General features: G+C 52.2%; 18 protein-coding genes, 2 tRNA genes and 3 rRNA genes. 17 read left to right on the top strand and 6 right to left on the bottom strand.

Translation table 11 applies throughout. The features are described from left to right. Positions 1 to 26 precede the first annotated feature (26 nt). From rpsD to arfA, 6 genes are all read left to right on the top strand, one after another. Complete coding sequence (gene rpsD / locus GBC03_02245; protein ID QFS69106.1) at positions 27 to 647, top strand: 30S ribosomal protein S4; 621 nt, start codon at positions 27 to 29, stop codon at positions 645 to 647. A 25-nt stretch (positions 648 to 672) separates the two neighbouring features. Further along, positions 673 to 1662 (top strand): DNA-directed RNA polymerase subunit alpha, encoded by a 990-nt coding sequence (gene rpoA, locus GBC03_02240; protein ID QFS69105.1) that lies wholly within the window; start codon positions 673 to 675, stop codon positions 1660 to 1662. Positions 1663 to 1702: 40 nt separating this feature from the next. After that, a complete protein-coding gene (gene rplQ, locus GBC03_02235) occupies positions 1703 to 2089 on the top strand; it encodes a 50S ribosomal protein L17 (GenBank protein ID QFS69104.1) in 387 nt (128 codons plus the stop codon). Between the two features lie 107 nt (positions 2090 to 2196). Continuing rightward, entirely contained in the window at positions 2197 to 2565 is a 369-nt protein-coding gene (locus GBC03_02230) for a DUF1992 domain-containing protein (GenBank protein ID QFS69103.1), read from the top strand. Between the two features lie 10 nt (positions 2566 to 2575). Next, positions 2576 to 3001 (top strand): Zn(2+)-responsive transcriptional regulator, encoded by a 426-nt coding sequence (zntR, locus tag GBC03_02225; GenBank protein ID QFS69102.1) that lies wholly within the window; start codon positions 2576 to 2578, stop codon positions 2999 to 3001. A gap of 55 nt (positions 3002 to 3056) precedes the next feature. Next, the gene (gene arfA, locus GBC03_02220; protein QFS69101.1) at positions 3057 to 3275 is read left to right on the top strand and encodes a ribosome alternative rescue factor ArfA; all 219 of its coding nucleotides are present in this window, start codon (positions 3057 to 3059) and stop codon (positions 3273 to 3275) included. On the opposite strand, the gene mscL is transcribed toward arfA, so the two are convergent. The 5 genes from mscL to GBC03_02195 form a co-directional block, all read right to left on the bottom strand. Then, positions 3272 to 3682, bottom strand: a complete 411-nt coding sequence (gene mscL / locus GBC03_02215) for a large-conductance mechanosensitive channel protein MscL (GenBank protein QFS69100.1) — start codon at positions 3680 to 3682, stop codon at positions 3272 to 3274. The two genes, arfA and mscL, sit on opposite strands and share 4 nt — an antisense overlap. A gap of 141 nt (positions 3683 to 3823) precedes the next feature. Next, complete coding sequence (gene trkA, locus GBC03_02210) at positions 3824 to 5200, bottom strand: Trk system potassium transporter TrkA (protein ID QFS69099.1); 1377 nt, start codon at positions 5198 to 5200, stop codon at positions 3824 to 3826. Between the two features lie 21 nt (positions 5201 to 5221). Beyond that, positions 5222 to 6511: a 16S rRNA (cytosine(967)-C(5))-methyltransferase RsmB gene (gene rsmB, locus GBC03_02205; protein QFS69098.1), complete on the bottom strand. Its 1290-nt coding sequence runs from the start codon at positions 6509 to 6511 to the stop codon at positions 5222 to 5224. Between the two features lie 52 nt (positions 6512 to 6563). After that, positions 6564 to 7511 (bottom strand): methionyl-tRNA formyltransferase, encoded by a 948-nt coding sequence (locus tag GBC03_02200; protein ID QFS69097.1) that lies wholly within the window; start codon positions 7509 to 7511, stop codon positions 6564 to 6566. A gap of 14 nt (positions 7512 to 7525) precedes the next feature. Continuing rightward, positions 7526 to 8035 (bottom strand): peptide deformylase, encoded by a 510-nt coding sequence (locus GBC03_02195; protein QFS69096.1) that lies wholly within the window; start codon positions 8033 to 8035, stop codon positions 7526 to 7528. A 129-nt stretch (positions 8036 to 8164) separates the two neighbouring features. On the opposite strand from GBC03_02195, the gene dprA reads away from it, so the two are divergent. Genes dprA through GBC03_02165 form a run of 6 tightly spaced genes read left to right on the top strand, consistent with a single transcriptional unit; the run spans position 8165 to position 11957 of the window. Then, positions 8165 to 9289, top strand: coding sequence for a DNA-protecting protein DprA (gene dprA, locus GBC03_02190; protein ID QFS69095.1), 1125 nt, complete (start codon positions 8165 to 8167; stop codon positions 9287 to 9289). Continuing rightward, positions 9261 to 9734, top strand: coding sequence for a DUF494 family protein (locus GBC03_02185; protein QFS69094.1), 474 nt, complete (start codon positions 9261 to 9263; stop codon positions 9732 to 9734). The genes dprA and GBC03_02185 overlap by 29 nt, the downstream gene beginning before the upstream one ends. 26 nt (positions 9735 to 9760) lie before the next feature. After that, a complete protein-coding gene (locus GBC03_02180) occupies positions 9761 to 10318 on the top strand; it encodes a hypothetical protein (GenBank protein ID QFS69093.1) in 558 nt (185 codons plus the stop codon). Continuing rightward, positions 10308 to 10880, top strand: a complete 573-nt coding sequence (gene tsaC, locus GBC03_02175) for an L-threonylcarbamoyladenylate synthase type 1 TsaC (GenBank protein QFS69092.1) — start codon at positions 10308 to 10310, stop codon at positions 10878 to 10880. The genes GBC03_02180 and tsaC overlap by 11 nt, the downstream gene beginning before the upstream one ends. A 4-nt stretch (positions 10881 to 10884) precedes the next feature. Further along, on the top strand, positions 10885 to 11703 hold the full coding sequence (aroE, locus tag GBC03_02170; protein ID QFS73891.1) for a shikimate dehydrogenase: 819 nt from the start codon (positions 10885 to 10887) through the stop codon (positions 11701 to 11703). Next, complete coding sequence (locus GBC03_02165) at positions 11700 to 11957, top strand: DUF1488 family protein (GenBank protein QFS69091.1); 258 nt, start codon at positions 11700 to 11702, stop codon at positions 11955 to 11957. Before aroE ends, GBC03_02165 begins: the two co-directional genes overlap by 4 nt. Here GBC03_02165 and GBC03_02160 read toward each other — a convergent pair. Then, the gene (locus tag GBC03_02160; protein ID QFS69090.1) at positions 11933 to 12487 is read right to left on the bottom strand and encodes a gamma carbonic anhydrase family protein; all 555 of its coding nucleotides are present in this window, start codon (positions 12485 to 12487) and stop codon (positions 11933 to 11935) included. The genes GBC03_02165 and GBC03_02160 overlap by 25 nt on opposite strands. Before the next feature lie 471 nt (positions 12488 to 12958). Here GBC03_02160 and GBC03_02155 point away from each other — a divergent pair. From GBC03_02155 to rrf, 5 genes are all read left to right on the top strand, one after another. Then, a 16S ribosomal RNA gene (locus tag GBC03_02155) occupies positions 12959 to 14510 on the top strand. A gap of 60 nt (positions 14511 to 14570) precedes the next feature. After that, positions 14571 to 14647: transfer RNA gene (locus GBC03_02150), tRNA-Ile, on the top strand. A 106-nt stretch (positions 14648 to 14753) separates the two neighbouring features. After that, positions 14754 to 14829: transfer RNA gene (locus GBC03_02145), tRNA-Ala, on the top strand. A 170-nt stretch (positions 14830 to 14999) separates the two neighbouring features. Then, a 23S ribosomal RNA gene (locus GBC03_02140) occupies positions 15000 to 17932 on the top strand. Positions 17933 to 18015: 83 nt separating this feature from the next. After that, positions 18016 to 18131 (top strand): 5S ribosomal RNA (gene rrf, locus GBC03_02135). Together the 16S, 23S and 5S rRNA genes with 2 tRNA genes alongside form the textbook arrangement of a ribosomal RNA operon. Positions 18132 to 18134 lie beyond the last annotated feature (3 nt).

The raw sequence follows: 18134 nt of genomic DNA, 5'->3' as shown, positions 1-18134 counted from the left end.
TTTTCCAGGTTTGTTGGAGAAAGAAAATGGCAAGATATTTGGGTCCTAAGCTCAAGCTGAGCCGTCGTGAGGGCACCGACTTATTCCTTAAGTCTGGCGTTCGCGCGATCGATACCAAGTGTAAAATTGAACAAGCTCCTGGCCAGCACGGTGCGCGTAAACCGCGTCTGTCTGACTATGGTGTGCAGTTGCGTGAAAAGCAAAAAGTTCGCCGTATCTACGGTGTGCTGGAGCGTCAGTTCCGTAACTACTACAAAGAAGCAGCACGTCTGAAAGGCAACACCGGTGAAAACCTGTTGGCTCTGCTGGAAGGTCGTCTGGACAACGTTGTATACCGTATGGGCTTCGGCGCCACTCGTGCAGAAGCACGTCAGCTGGTTAGTCATAAAGCGATTATGGTAAACGGTCGTGTTGTTAACATCGCTTCTTATCAGGTTAGTCCGAATGACGTTGTTAGCATTCGTGAGAAAGCGAAGAAGCAGTCTCGCGTGAAAGCCGCTCTGGAGCTGGCTGAGCAGCGTGAAAAGCCAACCTGGCTGGAAGTTGATGCTGGCAAGATGGAAGGTACGTACAAGCGTAAGCCTGAGCGTTCTGATCTGTCTGCGGACATTAACGAACACCTGATCGTCGAGCTTTACTCCAAGTAAAGCTTAGTACCAAAGAGAGGACACAATGCAGGGTTCTGTGACAGAGTTTCTAAAACCGCGCCTGGTAGATATCGAGCAAGTGAGTTCGACGCACGCCAAGGTGACCCTTGAGCCTTTAGAGCGTGGCTTCGGCCATACTCTGGGTAACGCACTGCGCCGTATTCTGCTCTCATCGATGCCGGGTTGCGCGGTGACCGAGGTTGAGATTGATGGTGTACTACATGAGTACAGCACCAAAGAAGGCGTTCAGGAAGATATCCTGGAAATCCTGCTCAACCTGAAAGGGCTGGCGGTGAGAGTTCAGGGTAAAGATGAAGTTATTCTTACCTTGAATAAATCTGGCATTGGCCCTGTGACTGCAGCCGACATTACCCATGATGGGGATGTCGAAATCGTCAAGCCGCAGCACGTGATCTGCCACCTGACCGATGAGAACGCGTCTATTAGCATGCGTATCAAAGTTCAGCGCGGTCGTGGTTATGTGCCGGCTTCTACCCGAATTCATTCGGAAGAAGATGAGCGCCCAATCGGCCGTCTGCTAGTCGACGCATGCTACAGCCCTGTAGAGCGTATTGCCTACAATGTTGAAGCAGCGCGTGTAGAACAGCGTACCGACCTGGACAAGCTGGTCATCGAAATGGAAACCAACGGCACAATCGATCCTGAAGAGGCGATTCGTCGTGCGGCGACCATTCTGGCTGAACAACTGGAAGCTTTCGTTGACTTACGTGATGTACGTCAGCCGGAAGTGAAAGAAGAGAAACCAGAATTCGATCCGATCCTGCTGCGCCCTGTTGACGATCTGGAATTGACTGTCCGCTCTGCTAACTGCCTTAAAGCAGAAGCTATCCACTATATCGGTGATCTGGTACAGCGTACTGAGGTTGAGCTTCTTAAGACGCCTAACCTTGGTAAAAAATCTCTTACTGAGATTAAAGACGTGCTGGCTTCCCGTGGACTGTCTCTGGGCATGCGCCTGGAAAACTGGCCACCGGCAAGCATCGCTGACGAGTAACCGGATCACAGGTTAAGGTTTTACTGAGAAGGATAAGGTCATGCGCCATCGTAAGAGTGGTCGTCAACTGAACCGCAACAGCAGCCATCGCCAGGCTATGTTCCGCAACATGGCAGGTTCACTGGTTCGTCATGAAATCATCAAGACGACCCTGCCTAAAGCGAAAGAGCTGCGTCGCGTAGTTGAGCCGCTGATTACTCTTGCCAAGACTGATAGCGTAGCTAATCGTCGTCTGGCATTCGCCCGCACTCGTGATAACGAGATCGTGGCAAAACTGTTTAACGAGCTGGGCCCGCGTTTTGCGAGCCGCGCCGGTGGTTACACTCGCATTCTGAAGTGTGGCTTCCGTGCAGGCGACAACGCGCCGATGGCTTACATCGAGCTGGTTGATCGCTCTGAGTCGAAAGCAGAAGCTGCTGCAGAGTAATCTGTAGTAACGTAAAGAAACCCGCTCCGGCGGGTTTTTTTATATCCGCAGTACCCCCACTTATCTACAATATCTGTACTCTTTTTGTTCATCCCCTGGAGTCTTCTATGTGGTTACTGGACCAGTGGGCAGAGCGCCATATCACTGATGCACAGAGAAAAGGTGAATTCGAGAATCTTCATGGTACTGGCGAGCGGCTGGTTCTGGATGATGATTCACATGTGCCTGTTGAGCTGCGGGCAGGTTATCGCTTACTGAAAAATGCCGGCTGTCTGCCGCCCGAGCTGGAGCAGCGAAAAGAAGCCATCCAGTTACTGGATCTGCTGAAAGGCCTTAGGCAGGATGATCCTCAGTATCAGGAAGTGAGCCGGCGTTTGTCACTTCTGGAACTGAAGCTGCGGCAGGCTGGCCTAAGCACTGAATTTTTACGCGGTGAGTACGCAGATAAATTGCTGCATAAGATTAACGATAATTAAGGACGTGGGCATGTATCGCATTGGTGAGTTAGCAAAGCTGGCGGAAGTAACCCCTGATACGATCCGCTATTATGAAAAGCAGCAGATGATGGAACATGAGGTGCGCACGGAAGGGGGATTCCGGTTATATACGGAAAAGGATCTTCAGCGGCTTAAGTTCATCCGCTATGCCCGGCAGCTCGGATTTACCCTTGAGTCGATCCGTGAGTTATTGTCGATCCGCATTGATCCCGAACATCATACCTGTCAGGAGTCAAAAGGGATCGTGCAGGACAGACTGAAAGAAGTCGAAGCGCGTATTGCCGAACTGCAAAGTATGCAGCGTTCATTACAGCGTCTGAACGATGCCTGCTGCGGTACTGCGCACAGCAGCGTGTACTGCTCAATCCTTGAAGCCCTGGAGCAGGGTGCCAGTGGAGTGAAGTCGGGCTGTTGATTTATCAGACTGGTGGGACTACACTCCCGCCGTTAAACCACAAACTGGAGCTATTATGAGTCGTTATCAGCATACGAAAGGGCAGATAAAGGACAATGCCATTGAGGCATTATTACATGACCCACTATTCAGACAGCGTGTTGAAAAGAACAGGAAAGGCAAAGGGAGTTATTTACGCAAAGGGAAACACGGTAATCGGGGTAACTGGGAGGCCAGTGGCAAGAAAGTGAATCACTTTTTTACCACTGGCCTTCTGCTTTCTGTGGTCTGTTAAGAACGACTATTCTGTTCTTTGAGCAGGTCACGGATCTCAGTGAGCAAGACTTCCTCTTTCGTTGGCGCAGGTGCAGCAGCCGGTTCTTCTTTCTTACGATTGAGTTTGTTAATGAGCTTAATTGCCATGAAAATAGCAAATGCCACAATCACAAAGTCGAAAATGTTCTGAATAAACACACCATAATGCATCACAACGGCAGGGATATCTCCCTGCGCATCGCGCAGCGTCACGGCAAACTGTTTAAAATCGATCCCGCCAATTAGCAAACCCAGCGGCGGCATAATGATATCGGCAACCAGTGACGATACAATTTTACCGAATGCCGCACCGATAATGACACCCACCGCCAAATCGACAACATTCCCGCGCATCGCAAATTCGCGAAACTCTTTAATAATGCTCATTATATTCTCCCTATGCAGCTGACGTTAATAAGTTTAACAAATGTTAAGGCATTTTCCATTTAAGTATTCAGATTAATAGTGCTAATTAAGCCTTGATAACTCAGGGGATTTAAAAGGGTGCGAATAATGCACCCTTCAAAGTTAAAGGAAGAAAGGACTTGGCTGGAATAAGCGTTCGACGTCGGTAATAAACTTTTTATCCGTCAGGAACATAATGACGTGATCGCCTTGTTCGATGCGTAAGTTATCATTGGCAATCATCACATCGTTACCACGCACTACGGCACCAATAATCGTACCCGGCGGCAGCTTGATCTCGTCTATAACCCGACCCACAACGCGCGAAGTACTTTCATCGCCGTGAGCGACGGCTTCAATAGCTTCCGCGACACCACGACGCAATGAAGAGACACCAACGATATCTGCTTTTCGCACATGGCTGAGGAGAGCGGAGATTGTCGCCTGCTGAGGAGAGATCGCAATATCAATGACGCTACCCTGGACGAGGTCGACATACGCGCGACGTTGAATCAGGACCATTACCTTCTTCGCCCCCATTCGCTTGGCCAACATTGCTGACATAATGTTAGCTTCATCGTCGTTGGTGACGGCAATGAACAGATCGACCTGATCGATATGTTCTTCAGCCAGCAACTCCTGATCCGAGGCGTCGCCAAAGAAGACGATCGTATTCTGCAGTTTTTCAGCCAGTTCGGCAGCGCGCTGTTGATCGCGTTCGATCAATTTCACACTGTAATCTTTCTCAAGACGACGCGCCAGACCGGCCCCTATGTTACCGCCGCCAACCAGCATGATGCGCTTGTAAGGTTTTTCGAGACGTTGCAACTCGCTCATCACCGCACGAATGTGTTGGGAGGCGGCAATAAAGAAGACTTCGTCACCCGCTTCCACAATGGTGGAGCCCTGCGGGCGAATCGGTCTGTCATGACGGAAAATCGCCGCAACGCGGGTATCGATATGCGGCATATGTTCCCGCATCGTTGAGAGTGCGTTGCCGATCAGTGGGCCACCATAATAGGCTTTTACCACTGCCAGGCTCACTTTACCTTCCGCAAAGTTGACGACCTGTAACGCGCCTGGATACTCGATCAGTCGATAAATACTGTCGATGACGAGCTGCTCGGGCGCGATCAGATGATCGATAGGGACGGCTTCTGAGTGGAACAGTTTGTCCGCATCACGAACATAATCAGGGGAGCGGATACGGGCGATTCGGTTTGGCGTGTTGAACAGCGAATAGGCCACCTGGCAGGCAACCATATTCGTTTCATCGGAGCTGGTCACGGCAACCAGCATATCCGCATCATCCGCACCGGCTTCGCGCAACACGCGTGGGTGTGAACCATGCCCCTGAACGACACGCAGATCGAACTTGTCCTGCAGGCTGCGCAGACGTTCACCGTTGGTATCGACCACAGTGATGTCGTTGTTCTCGCCGACCAGGTTCTCTGCCAGCGTTCCCCCCACTTGTCCTGCGCCCAGAATGATTATTTTCATCAGTCGCGACCCGTTATCCCATCACTTTTTGATTAGCTTAGCGTAAAAGAAGCCGTCACCGTCTTCTGCACCCGGCAGATTTTGTAGACCCGGCGCCTCAGGCGTTCCTGTCTCGCTAAGCGTGGCGTCCGTCGTACGCTGTAAGAAGGCGCGAACCTGCTGGCTGTTCTCTTCCGGTAACACTGAACAAGTGGCATACACCAGCGTGCCGCCAGATTTCAAATGTGGCCAGACGGCATCGAGAATTTCAGCCTGTAGCTTTGCCAGTTCTGCAATATCGCGATCGCGGCGTAGCCATTTGATATCTGGATGGCGACGGATAACCCCGGTTGCGGAACAGGGCGCATCTAACAGTATGCGATCAAACTGCTGTTCACCACACCACTGAGCAGGATAACGCCCATCACCCTGTTTGACCGTTGCTTTCATCCCGAGACGTTTCAGGTTGTCATAAACGCGGGAGAGTCGTTGTTCATCCACATCGACTGCCAGCACGTCTGCTTCGGGGGCGGCTTCGAGGATGTGGGTAGTTTTACCGCCTGGCGCTGCACACAGATCTAAAATGTGCTCGCCGTTTTGCGGCGCAAGGAAGGCGACGCACCCCTGAGCGGAGGCATCCTGAACGGTGACCCATCCTTCATCGAATCCCGGTAGCGCATGAACCGGTGCCGGCGTTTCCAGGCGTACGGCATCGGGATAGTCAGGATGGGGGAAACCTTTCATCCCGGCGTCTTCGAGCAGTGCCAGCCAGCTGTCGCGCGAATGGTGTATGCGATTCACGCGTAACCACATCGGTGGCCGTTGATTGTTGGCATCGACAATGGCTTCCCATTGAGTGGGATACGCTTTTTGCAGGCGTTTCAGCATCCAGGAAGGATGCAGAAAACGCGCCTCGCTGTTGGCGAATTCTGCCAGCAGTTCTTCTTGTTGACGCTGAAACTGGCGCAGGACACCGTTTATCAGCCCTTTAAGCTGCGGGCGCTTTATCGCTACTGCACCTTCGACCGTCTCCGCCAGCGCAGCATGGGGAGGAATACGGGTATGCAGTAATTGATAGAATCCCACCATAATCAGGTAGTGCACGGTACGCTGTTTTCCCGTCATCGGACGGGACATCAGTTTGTTGATCAACCAGTCGAGTTGCGACAACGTACGCAGAACCCCAAAACAGAGTTCTTGTAATAGTGCTTTGTCTTTATCGGAGACTTTTTGTTGTAGCGGCGGCAGGACATTGCTCAGTGAATGCCCTTGCTCGACGACCTGTTCAACGGCCTGCGCCGCCATACTGCGTAAGTTAAGTTTCTTATTCATAACCGCAAAAATAAAAAGGCCCGGCAACACCGGGCGTAATCAGAAGTGACCGTCAGGCCAGACGGTTGCCAGGAATGAACCATTCCCGACGTGAATTTAGCAGATCCTGGGCGCTCATCGCTTTTTTCCCGGCGGGTTGTAATGAGAGCAAGTTCAGGATTCCGTTGCCAGTCGCGACCTGAATGCCTTGTTTTGTGGCTTCAAGGATGGTGCCGGGCTCTGCCTTCGTCGGCGAGTCTATCACGGATGCCTGCCAGACTTTTACCGGCTGGCCATCAATTTCCAGCCAACTCATTGGCCAGGGATTGAATGCGCGGATGCAGCGTTCCAGTTGTGCCGCAGAAAGTGACCAGTCGATGCGCGCTTCTTCTTTACTGAGCTTCTCAGCATGGGTAACCTGCGCTTCGTCCTGTACTTCCGGATTTGCACGACCTTCCGCTAGCTGCTTCAGCGTTTCAATCAGACCCTGTGGGCCCAGATCCGCCAGCTTGTCGTACAGCGTGCCGCTGGTGTCCTGCGCGGTGATGGGGCAGGCGAGTTTGTAGAGCATATCGCCTGTATCCAGACCGACGTCCATCTGCATAATGGTAACCCCCGTTTCAGCATCGCCCGCCCAGAGCGAACGTTGAATGGGGGCCGCGCCACGCCAGCGCGGCAGCAGGGAACCATGCACGTTAATGCAGCCGAGTCGCGGCATCTCCAGCACGGCTTTCGGTAGAATCAGGCCATACGCTACGACGACCATCACGTCTGCGTTCAGGTCAGAAACCAGATGCTGGTTTTCCTGTGGGCGCAAGGAGACAGGTTGGAAAACCGGAATGCCTTTTTCTTCCGCCAGGACTTTCACCGGGCTCGGCATCAGTTTTTTACCCCGCCCCGCCGGACGGTCCGGTTGGGTAAACACGCCGACGACGTGATGTCCAGAAGACAACAGCGCGTCAAGATGACGCGCTGCAAAGTCAGGTGTACCCGCGAAAATAATACGTAGTGAGTCTGACACGTTGATTCTTGTCCTTAAGCTCGTGCGTTCAGGCGGTCGAGTTTCTCAACTTTCTGACGAATACGTTGCTGTTTCAGCGGCGACAAATAATCGATAAACAGTTTACCGACCAGGTGATCCATTTCGTGCTGAATACAGATAGCCAGCAGGCCGTCGGCTTCCAGCTCAAACGGTTTACCCTCACGATCGAGTGCGCGAACTTTCACTTTCTCGGCACGTGGCACTAAAGCACGTTGTTCCGGAATAGACAGGCAACCTTCTTCAATACCGGTTTCGCCTTCTTTTTCCAGCAGTTCCGGGTTAATTAGCACCAGGCGTTCGTCGCGGTTTTCTGACACGTCAATGACGATAATTCGCTGATGAATATCAACCTGCGTTGCCGCGAGGCCAATACCTTCTTCTGCGTACATCGTCTCGAACATATCATCGACGATACGCTGAATTTCTGCATTCACTTCTTCTACCGGTTTTGCGACTTTGCGAAGACGCTCGTCCGGAATATGTAACACTTGCAAAACTGACATAGTTATCCAGAGTTGTGTTCAGGAGTTGGAAAGATTATTACCTCTATTCTAGACAAATCCCCCTCTGATTGACAGCATCAGTGACCAATCGCAAAGATTGCTAAGACTGCTTGTGGCAGGGGGATAAGGATGACCCGTACCGAAATTTGGCTACGTTTAATGGGCGTGAACGAGTTGTTCGGCGATGAGATGGTGCGCGTCGCTCACGGGCTGATAGCACAACCGCATATTGATACCGCTGTCCTGCGGCGTATGGGCTTTTCTCCCTCCCAGGCCACTCGCTTTATTACCTTTTCGCAAAACGAACTGGAAAAGACCTTTCGCTGGCTTGAGCCACCGCATCACCACTTATTACTGGCAGACAGTGAAGATTATCCCGCTCAGCTTCGTGCCATTGAAGATTACCCCGGCGCGCTTTTGGTCTCCGGCTCCTCGCAATGCCTCCATGATTTTCAACTCGCCGTGGTGGGAAGCCGAACCCCGTCCTGGTATGGCGAACGATGGGGACGGTTGTTCTGTGAGAAGCTTGCGGGCTGGGAAATCACCATTACCAGTGGTTTGGCACGTGGTATTGATGGCATCGCCCATCGGGCAGCGATCCAGTCGAAGGTGAAAAGCATTGCCGTATTAGGAAATGGTCTGCAGTCCATCTATCCCCGCCGGCATGCCGGGATGGCCGAGGCTTTACTGGAAACGGGAGGTGCGCTGGTGTCCGAATTTCCGCTACTGATGCCTCCTTTACCACGTAATTTTCCCCGCCGAAACCGTATTATCAGCGGTCTGAGTAAAGGCGTTCTGGTGGTTGAAGCGGCCTTACGCAGCGGCTCGTTGGTTACTGCACGCTGTGCGCTGGAACAAGGGCGAGAGGTGTTCGCCGTACCCGGGCCTCTCGGCAGTCCCGGAAGTGAAGGGCCGCACTGGCTGGTACAGCAGGGAGCCACACTTGTGACGGCTCCAGAGGAAATCATGGAAAATTTGCAGTATGGCTTGCATTGGCTGCCAGATGAGCCTGAAAAATCACTTTATTCACCAGATCAGGAAGACGCAGCATTGCCATTTCCCGAGCTCCTGGCTAACGTAGGAGATGAGGTAACACCTGTTGACGTCGTCGCTGAACGTGCCGGCCAACCTGTGCCAGAAGTAGTGGCTCAGCTACTCGAACTGGAGTTAGCAGGATGGATCGCAGCTGTACCCGGCGGCTATGTCCGATTGAGGAGGGCATGCCATGTTCGACGTACTAATGTATTTGTTTGAGACATATATCCACAATGAAGCTGAATTACGTGTGGATCAGGACAAACTTGAACGGGATCTTACCGACGCTGGTTTTGATCGTGAAGACATCTACAATGCGCTCCTGTGGCTGGAAAAGCTTGCTGATTATCAGGAAGGACTTGCCGAACCGATGCAGCTTGCCTCCGATCCTCTCTCTGTGCGTATTTATACCCCAGAAGAGTGTGACCGACTGGATGCCAGTTGCCGGGGATTCCTGTTATTCCTTGAACAGATCCAGGTGCTAAACCTCGAAACGCGAGAAATGGTGATTGAACGTGTGCTCGCGCTGGATACTGCAGAATTCGACCTGGAAGACCTGAAGTGGGTCATCCTGATGGTTTTGTTCAACATTCCGGGTTGTGAAAATGCATATCAGCAAATGGAAGAATTACTCTTTGAAGTGAATGAAGGTATGCTGCATTAATCAACCTTAATTCAGCATGAGTTGTTATGGCTAAATCAGCACTGTTTTCGGTGCGTAAGAATGAGCCCTGCCCACAGTGCGGGGCTGAACTGGTGATTCGCTCCGGGAAACATGGTCCGTTTCTTGGCTGCTCGCACTATCCGGAATGTGACTACATCCGTCCGTTGAAATCCTCAGCGGACGGACATATCGTCAAAGTTCTGGAGGGAAAGCATTGTCCTGTCTGCGGTGGTGAACTGGTGTTGCGCCAGGGGCGTTTTGGCATGTTTATCGGCTGCAGCAACTATCCTGAATGTGAGCATACCGAGCTCATTGATAAGCCCGATGAAACCGCAATTACCTGCCCACAATGCCAGACGGGCCATCTGGTCCAGCGGCGTTCCCGTTATGGCAAGACCTTCCACTCCTGCGATCGCTATCCGGAGTGCCAGTTTGTCATTAACTTCAAGCCGCTAGCCGGAGAGTGCCCAGAGTGCCATTATCCGCTACTCATCGAAAAGAAAACCGCGCAGGGTGTGAAGCACTTTTGCGCCAGTAAACAATGTGGAAAGCCGGTTTCGGCGGAACAAACAAGTGAAGAATAACCTGCTAACAGACCCTGTCGCAGACGCGATAGAGGTACTGAATAAAGAAAATGTCATCGCCTATCCAACAGAAGCCGTCTTTGGCGTCGGGTGCGATCCCGATAGCGAAGTGGCCGTTAATCGCCTGTTGGCCTTAAAACAGCGTCCGGTCGATAAAGGGTTAATTTTGATCGCCGCCAGTTTTGAACAGCTCAAACCGTATGTTGATGACAGTATGCTGACCAATGCCCAGCGTGATGCCGTGTTTGCGCGTTGGCCAGGTCCGGTGACTTTTGTTTTCCCCGCGCTGCCGACAACGCCTCGCTGGTTAACGGGACGCTTTGATTCACTGGCCGTGCGCGTGACGGATCATCCGCTGGTGGTCGCCTTGTGCCAGGCTTATGGCAAACCGTTGGTTTCAACCAGCGCCAACCTGAGTGGATTACCCCCTTGTCGTACGGTAGAGGAGGTCCACGCTCAGTTTGGTACCGACTTCCCGGTGGTGCCAGGAGAAACCGGCGGCCGCTTGAATCCTTCGGAAATTCGTGATGCCCTGACGGGCGAGCTGTTTCGACAGGGGTAAGATGATGGAAACCTATGCTGTTTTTGGTAATCCAATCGCGCACAGCAAATCGCCGTTTATTCATCAGCAATTTGCGCAGCAGCTGCATATTGCGCATCCGTATGGCCGTGTGCTGGCGCCTGTAAATGATTTTATTAATACCCTAAACGCGTTCTTTGCCGATGGCGGTAAAGGGGTGAACGTAACGGTGCCGTTTAAAGAAGAGGCGTTTGCCCGCGCCGATGAACTCACGGAGCGTGCTGCGCTGGCTGGTGCGGTGAATACTATCAAGCGGCTCGAAGATGGTCGTTTGCTTGGCGATAATACGGACGGCATCGGTCTGTTAAGCGATCTCGAACGCCTGTCATTTATCCTGCCGGGGCAGCGTATCCTGCTGATTGGTGCGGGTGGGGCTTCGCGTGGCGTACTGTTACCGCTGCTTTCTATGGATTGCGGGGTGACTATCGTCAACCGGACTGCATCCCGAGCGGAAGAACTGGCGCAAGTTTTTGCGCATACGGGCAGCGTGCAGGCGTTGGATCTTAATGAGCTGGAAGGGCATGAATTTGATCTGATCATCAATGCCACCTCCAGCGGTATCAGCGGTGAGATCCCGGCGATCCCGGCATCGCTTATTCGTCCGTCTGTATGTTGTTACGACATGTTCTATCAAAAGGGCAATACGCCGTTTCTCTCCTGGTGTGAACGCCAGGGGGCGAAACGTTATGCCGATGGTCTGGGGATGTTGGTGGGGCAAGCGGCCCATGCCGTTCTGCTCTGGCACGGCGTGTTGCCGGAAATTGAACCGGTGATTGCGCGGCTCAAACAGGAGTTGTCCGCATGAACCAGGCTATCCACTTCCCTGACAGGGAAGAGTGGAACATGCAGAAAGAAGCGGTCTGCTTTCCCGTGCTGGTTAATGGTATGCAGTTAATGTGCGCAATTAAGGGAGAAACGCTGGCGAATCGCTTTGGTGGTGAGACGGCGGAACAATGGCTGATCCGCTTTTGCGAACATCGCTGGGATCTGGAAGAAGAAGCAGAAGCGCTGATCCAGTCCCAGCAAGAAGACGATCACGGTTGGGTCTGGTTATCCTGAGCGAGATATTCGTCTTTCCATTTCACATAGTTTTTGGCGGAGTATTGCAGCCCCGCTTTTTCCTCCTCGGTTAGCGGCCGGATCTGTTTGACCGGACTCCCCAAATAGAGATAGCCGCTCTCCAGACGCTTGTTTTGTGGCACCAGGCTTCCCGCCCCGATCATGACGTCATCTTCTATCACCGCACCATCCAGCAGAATCGATCCCATACCGACCAGGACGCGGTTGCCGATGATGCAGCCATGCAGCATCACTTTATGCCCGACCGTCACATCTTCCCCCACAATGAGCGGATTGCCCTCAGGGTTAGAGGCGGATTTGTGCGTGACGTGCAGTACGCTACCATCCTGAATATTCGTACGCGCACCGATCGCAACGTAATTTACATCGCCACGGATCGCGACAAGCGGCCAGATCCCTACATCGTCCGCCAGGCGAACGTCGCCAATGATCACGCTGCTGCTGTCGAGCATCACACGTTGGCCTGTCTGTGGGAAAAGATCCTTATAAGGACGTAATACGTCAGACATGTTTACCTCAAGGAAAGAGAACAGTAATGATGACTTTGGTTGCATTTCCGGCCTTGCGCAAGTGCTTTAGCTATCAAAAATCCGCCACATTGCGCATGAATGGAGCGAAAGGGATGAAAAAGCAGCAAACGAAAAAAAAGATCGAAAAAAGGCTTGTGCAAAAAAATGGGATCCCTATAATGCGCCTCCGTTGAGACGACAAAGTGAAACACTTCACAAGATGGTCGTCACAACGAAGAGAAAAATCCTGAAAATCAGGGTTGACTCTGAAAGAGGAAAGCGTAACATACGCCACCTCGCGACAGAACGCTAAAGCGCGTCGCAACTGCTCTTTAACAATTTATCAGACAATCTGTGTGGGCACTCAAAGTGACATGGATTCTTAATGTCTTCGGACAATAAATGAATACCAAGTCTCAAAGAGTGAACACGTAATTCATTACGAAGTTTAATTCTGTGAGCATCAAACTTAAATTGAAGAGTTTGATCATGGCTCAGATTGAACGCTGGCGGCAGGCCTAACACATGCAAGTCGAACGGTAACAGGAAGCAGCTTGCTGCTTTGCTGACGAGTGGCGGACGGGTGAGTAATGTCTGGGAAACTGCCCGATGGAGGGGGATAACTACTGGAAACGGTAGCTAATACCGCATAACGTCGCAAGACCAAAGAGGGGGACCTTCGGGCCTCTTGCCATCGGATGTGCCCAGATGGGATTAGCTAGTTGGTGAGGTAACGGCTCACCAAGGCGACGATCCCTAGCTGGTCTGAGAGGATGACCAGCCACACTGGAACTGAGACACGGTCCAGACTCCTACGGGAGGCAGCAGTGGGGAATATTGCACAATGGGCGCAAGCCTGATGCAGCCATGCCGCGTGTATGAAGAAGGCCTTCGGGTTGTAAAGTACTTTCAGCGGGGAGGAAGGTGTTGTGGTTAATAACCGCAGCAATTGACGTTACCCGCAGAAGAAGCACCGGCTAACTCCGTGCCAGCAGCCGCGGTAATACGGAGGGTGCAAGCGTTAATCGGAATTACTGGGCGTAAAGCGCACGCAGGCGGTCTGTCAAGTCGGATGTGAAATCCCCGGGCTCAACCTGGGAACTGCATTCGAAACTGGCAGGCTTGAGTCTCGTAGAGGGGGGTAGAATTCCAGGTGTAGCGGTGAAATGCGTAGAGATCTGGAGGAATACCGGTGGCGAAGGCGGCCCCCTGGACGAAGACTGACGCTCAGGTGCGAAAGCGTGGGGAGCAAACAGGATTAGATACCCTGGTAGTCCACGCCGTAAACGATGTCTATTTGGAGGTTGTTCCCCTGAGGAGTGGCTTCCGGAGCTAACGCGTTAAATAGACCGCCTGGGGAGTACGGCCGCAAGGTTAAAACTCAAATGAATTGACGGGGGCCCGCACAAGCGGTGGAGCATGTGGTTTAATTCGATGCAACGCGAAGAACCTTACCTGGTCTTGACATCCACAGAACCTTGTAGAGATACGAGGGTGCCTTCGGGAACTGTGAGACAGGTGCTGCATGGCTGTCGTCAGCTCGTGTTGTGAAATGTTGGGTTAAGTCCCGCAACGAGCGCAACCCTTATCCTTTGTTGCCAGCGGTCCGGCCGGGAACTCAAAGGAGACTGCCAGTGATAAACTGGAGGAAGGTGGGGATGACGTCAAGTCATCATGGCCCTTACGACCAGGGCTACACACGTGCTACAATGGCATATACAAAGAGAAGCGACCTCGCGAGAGTAAGCGGACCTCATAAAGTATGTCGTAGTCCGGATTGGAGTCTGCAACTCGACTCCATGAAGTCGGAATCGCTAGTAATCGTGGATCAGAATGCCACGGTGAATACGTTCCCGGGCCTTGTACACACCGCCCGTCACACCATGGGAGTGGGTTGCAAAAGAAGTAGGTAGCTTAACCTTCGGGAGGGCGCTTACCACTTTGTGATTCATGACTGGGGTGAAGTCGTAACAAGGTAACCGTAGGGGAACCTGCGGTTGGATCACCTCCTTACCTTAAAGAACCTGCCTTTGTAGTGCTCACACAGATTGTCTGATGAAAATTAGCAGTAAAAAATCTCTGCAGGCTTGTAGCTCAGGTGGTTAGAGCGCACCCCTGATAAGGGTGAGGTCGGTGGTTCAAGTCCACTCAGGCCTACCAAATTCCTTCTGATACTGCGTTGCGGCAACGCTCATATACTGATGTATGCTTCGCGTTACCACGCCTTGTCTCAGAACGAATTAAGGTTGATGAGATTAACTACGATGGGGCTATAGCTCAGCTGGGAGAGCGCCTGCTTTGCACGCAGGAGGTCTGCGGTTCGATCCCGCATAGCTCCACCATATTTACTGCAAAACCCAAGAAAACTTCAGAGTGTACCTGAAAAGGTTCACTGCGAAGTTTTGCTCTTTAAAAATCTGGATCAAGCTGAAAATTGAAACGACACACAGTCAATGTGTGTTCGAGTCTCTCAAATTTTCGCAACACTGACGGTGTTTTACGAAACATCTTCGGGTTGTGAGGTTAAGCGACTAAGCGTACACGGTGGATGCCCTGGCAGTCAGAGGCGATGAAGGACGTGCTAATCTGCGAAAAGCGTCGGTAAGGTGATATGAACCGTTATAGCCGGCGATGTCCGAATGGGGAAACCCAGTGCAATTCGTTGCACTATCGTTAAGTGAATACATAGCTTAACGAGGCGAACCGGGGGAACTGAAACATCTAAGTACCCCGAGGAAAAGAAATCAACCGAGATTCCCCCAGTAGCGGCGAGCGAACGGGGAGCAGCCCAGAGCCTGAATCAGCATGTGTGTTAGTGGAACGGTCTGGAAAGGCCGGCGATACAGGGTGACAGCCCCGTACACAAAAGTGCATATGTTGTGAGCTCGATGAGTAGGGCGGGACACGTGGTATCCTGTCTGAATATGGGGGGACCATCCTCCAAGGCTAAATACTCCTGACTGACCGATAGTGAACCAGTACCGTGAGGGAAAGGCGAAAAGAACCCCGGCGAGGGGAGTGAAAAAGAACCTGAAACCGTGTACGTACAAGCAGTGGGAGCCTCTTTTATGGGGTGACTGCGTACCTTTTGTATAATGGGTCAGCGACTTATATTCTGTAGCAAGGTTAACCGAATAGGGGAGCCGAAGGGAAACCGAGTCTTAACTGGGCGTTAAGTTGCAGGGTATAGACCCGAAACCCGGTGATCTAGCCATGGGCAGGTTGAAGGTTGGGTAACACTAACTGGAGGACCGAACCGACTAATGTTGAAAAATTAGCGGATGACTTGTGGCTGGGGGTGAAAGGCCAATCAAACCGGGAGATAGCTGGTTCTCCCCGAAAGCTATTTAGGTAGCGCCTCGTGAACTCATCTTCGGGGGTAGAGCACTGTTTCGGCTAGGGGGTCATCCCGACTTACCAACCCGATGCAAACTGCGAATACCGAAGAATGTTATCACGGGAGACACACGGCGGGTGCTAACGTCCGTCGTGAAGAGGGAAACAACCCAGACCGCCAGCTAAGGTCCCAAAGTCATGGTTAAGTGGGAAACGATGTGGGAAGGCTCAGACAGCCAGGATGTTGGCTTAGAAGCAGCCATCATTTAAAGAAAGCGTAATAGCTCACTGGTCGAGTCGGCCTGCGCGGAAGATGTAACGGGGCTAAACCATGCACCGAAGCTGCGGCAGCGACACTATGTGTTGTTGGGTAGGGGAGCGTTCTGTAAGCCTGCGAAGGTGTGCTGTGAGGCATGCTGGAGGTATCAGAAGTGCGAATGCTGACATAAGTAACGATAAAGCGGGTGAAAAGCCCGCTCGCCGGAAGACCAAGGGTTCCTGTCCAACGTTAATCGGGGCAGGGTGAGTCGACCCCTAAGGCGAGGCCGAAAGGCGTAGTCGATGGGAAACAGGTTAATATTCCTGTACTTGGTGTTACTGCGAAGGGGGGACGGAGAAGGCTATGTTGGCCGGGCGACGGTTGTCCCGGTTTAAGCGTGTAGGTGTGTGTTCCAGGTAAATCCGGTTCACTCTAACACTGAGGCGTGATGACGAGGCACTACGGTGCTGAAGTAACAAATGCCCTGCTTCCAGGAAAAGCCTCTAAGCATCAGGTAACATCAAATCGTACCCCAAACCGACACAGGTGGTCAGGTAGAGAATACCAAGGCGCTTGAGAGAACTCGGGTGAAGGAACTAGGCAAAATGGTGCCGTAACTTCGGGAGAAGGCACGCTGATATGTAGGTGAAGTGATTTACTCATGGAGCTGAAATCAGTCGAAGATACCAGCTGGCTGCAACTGTTTATTAAAAACACAGCACTGTGCAAACACGAAAGTGGACGTATACGGTGTGACGCCTGCCCGGTGCCGGAAGGTTAATTGATGGGGTTATCCTTAGGGAGAAGCTCTTGATCGAAGCCCCGGTAAACGGCGGCCGTAACTATAACGGTCCTAAGGTAGCGAAATTCCTTGTCGGGTAAGTTCCGACCTGCACGAATGGCGTAATGATGGCCAGGCTGTCTCCACCCGAGACTCAGTGAAATTGAACTCGCTGTGAAGATGCAGTGTACCCGCGGCAAGACGGAAAGACCCCGTGAACCTTTACTATAGCTTGACACTGAACACTGGTCCTTGATGTGTAGGATAGGTGGGAGGCTTTGAAGTGTGGACGCCAGTCTGCATGGAGCCAACCTTGAAATACCACCCTTTAATGGCTGGTGTTCTAACGTGGGCCCGTAATCCGGGTTGCGGACAGTGTCTGGTGGGTAGTTTGACTGGGGCGGTCTCCTCCTAAAGAGTAACGGAGGAGCACGAAGGTTAGCTAATCCTGGTCGGACATCAGGAGGTTAGTGCAAAGGCATAAGCTAGCTTGACTGCGAGCGTGACGGCGCGAGCAGGTGCGAAAGCAGGTCTTAGTGATCCGGTGGTTCTGAATGGAAGGGCCATCGCTCAACGGATAAAAGGTACTCCGGGGATAACAGGCTGATACCGCCCAAGAGTTCATATCGACGGCGGTGTTTGGCACCTCGATGTCGGCTCATCACATCCTGGGGCTGAAGTAGGTCCCAAGGGTATGGCTGTTCGCCATTTAAAGTGGTACGCGAGCTGGGTTTAGAACGTCGTGAGACAGTTCGGTCCCTATCTGCCGTGGGCGCTGGAGAATTGAGGGGGGCTGCTCCTAGTACGAGAGGACCGGAGTGGACGCATCACTGGTGTTCGGGTTGTCATGCCAATGGCACTGCCCGGTAGCTAAATGCGGAAAAGATAAGTGCTGAAAGCATCTAAGCACGAAACTTGCCCCGAGATGAGTTCTCCCTGACCCTTTAAGGGTCCTGAAGGAACGTTGAAGACGACGACGTTGATAGGCCGGGTGTGTAAGCGCAGCGATGCGTTGAGCTAACCGGTACTAATGAACCGTGAGGCTTAACCTTACAACGCCGAAGCTGTTTTGGCGGATTTGAGAGAATTTTCAGTTCAGCTTGATAACAGATTATGTCACTTCGAGGAAACGGGGTGATAAAACAGAATTTGCCTGGCGGCTGTAGCGCGGTGGTCCCACCTGACCCCATGCCGAACTCAGAAGTGAAACGCCGTAGCGCCGATGGTAGTGTGGGGTCTCCCCATGTGAGAGTAGGGAACTGTTGCATCAA

It is taken from the genome of Citrobacter telavivensis, assembly GCA_009363175.1.
GTDB classification, from domain to species: domain Bacteria; phylum Pseudomonadota; class Gammaproteobacteria; order Enterobacterales; family Enterobacteriaceae; genus Citrobacter_A; species Citrobacter_A telavivensis.
The sequence above is the reverse complement of the archived record's forward strand: the minus strand, read 5'-3'. Positions and strand labels throughout refer to the sequence as shown.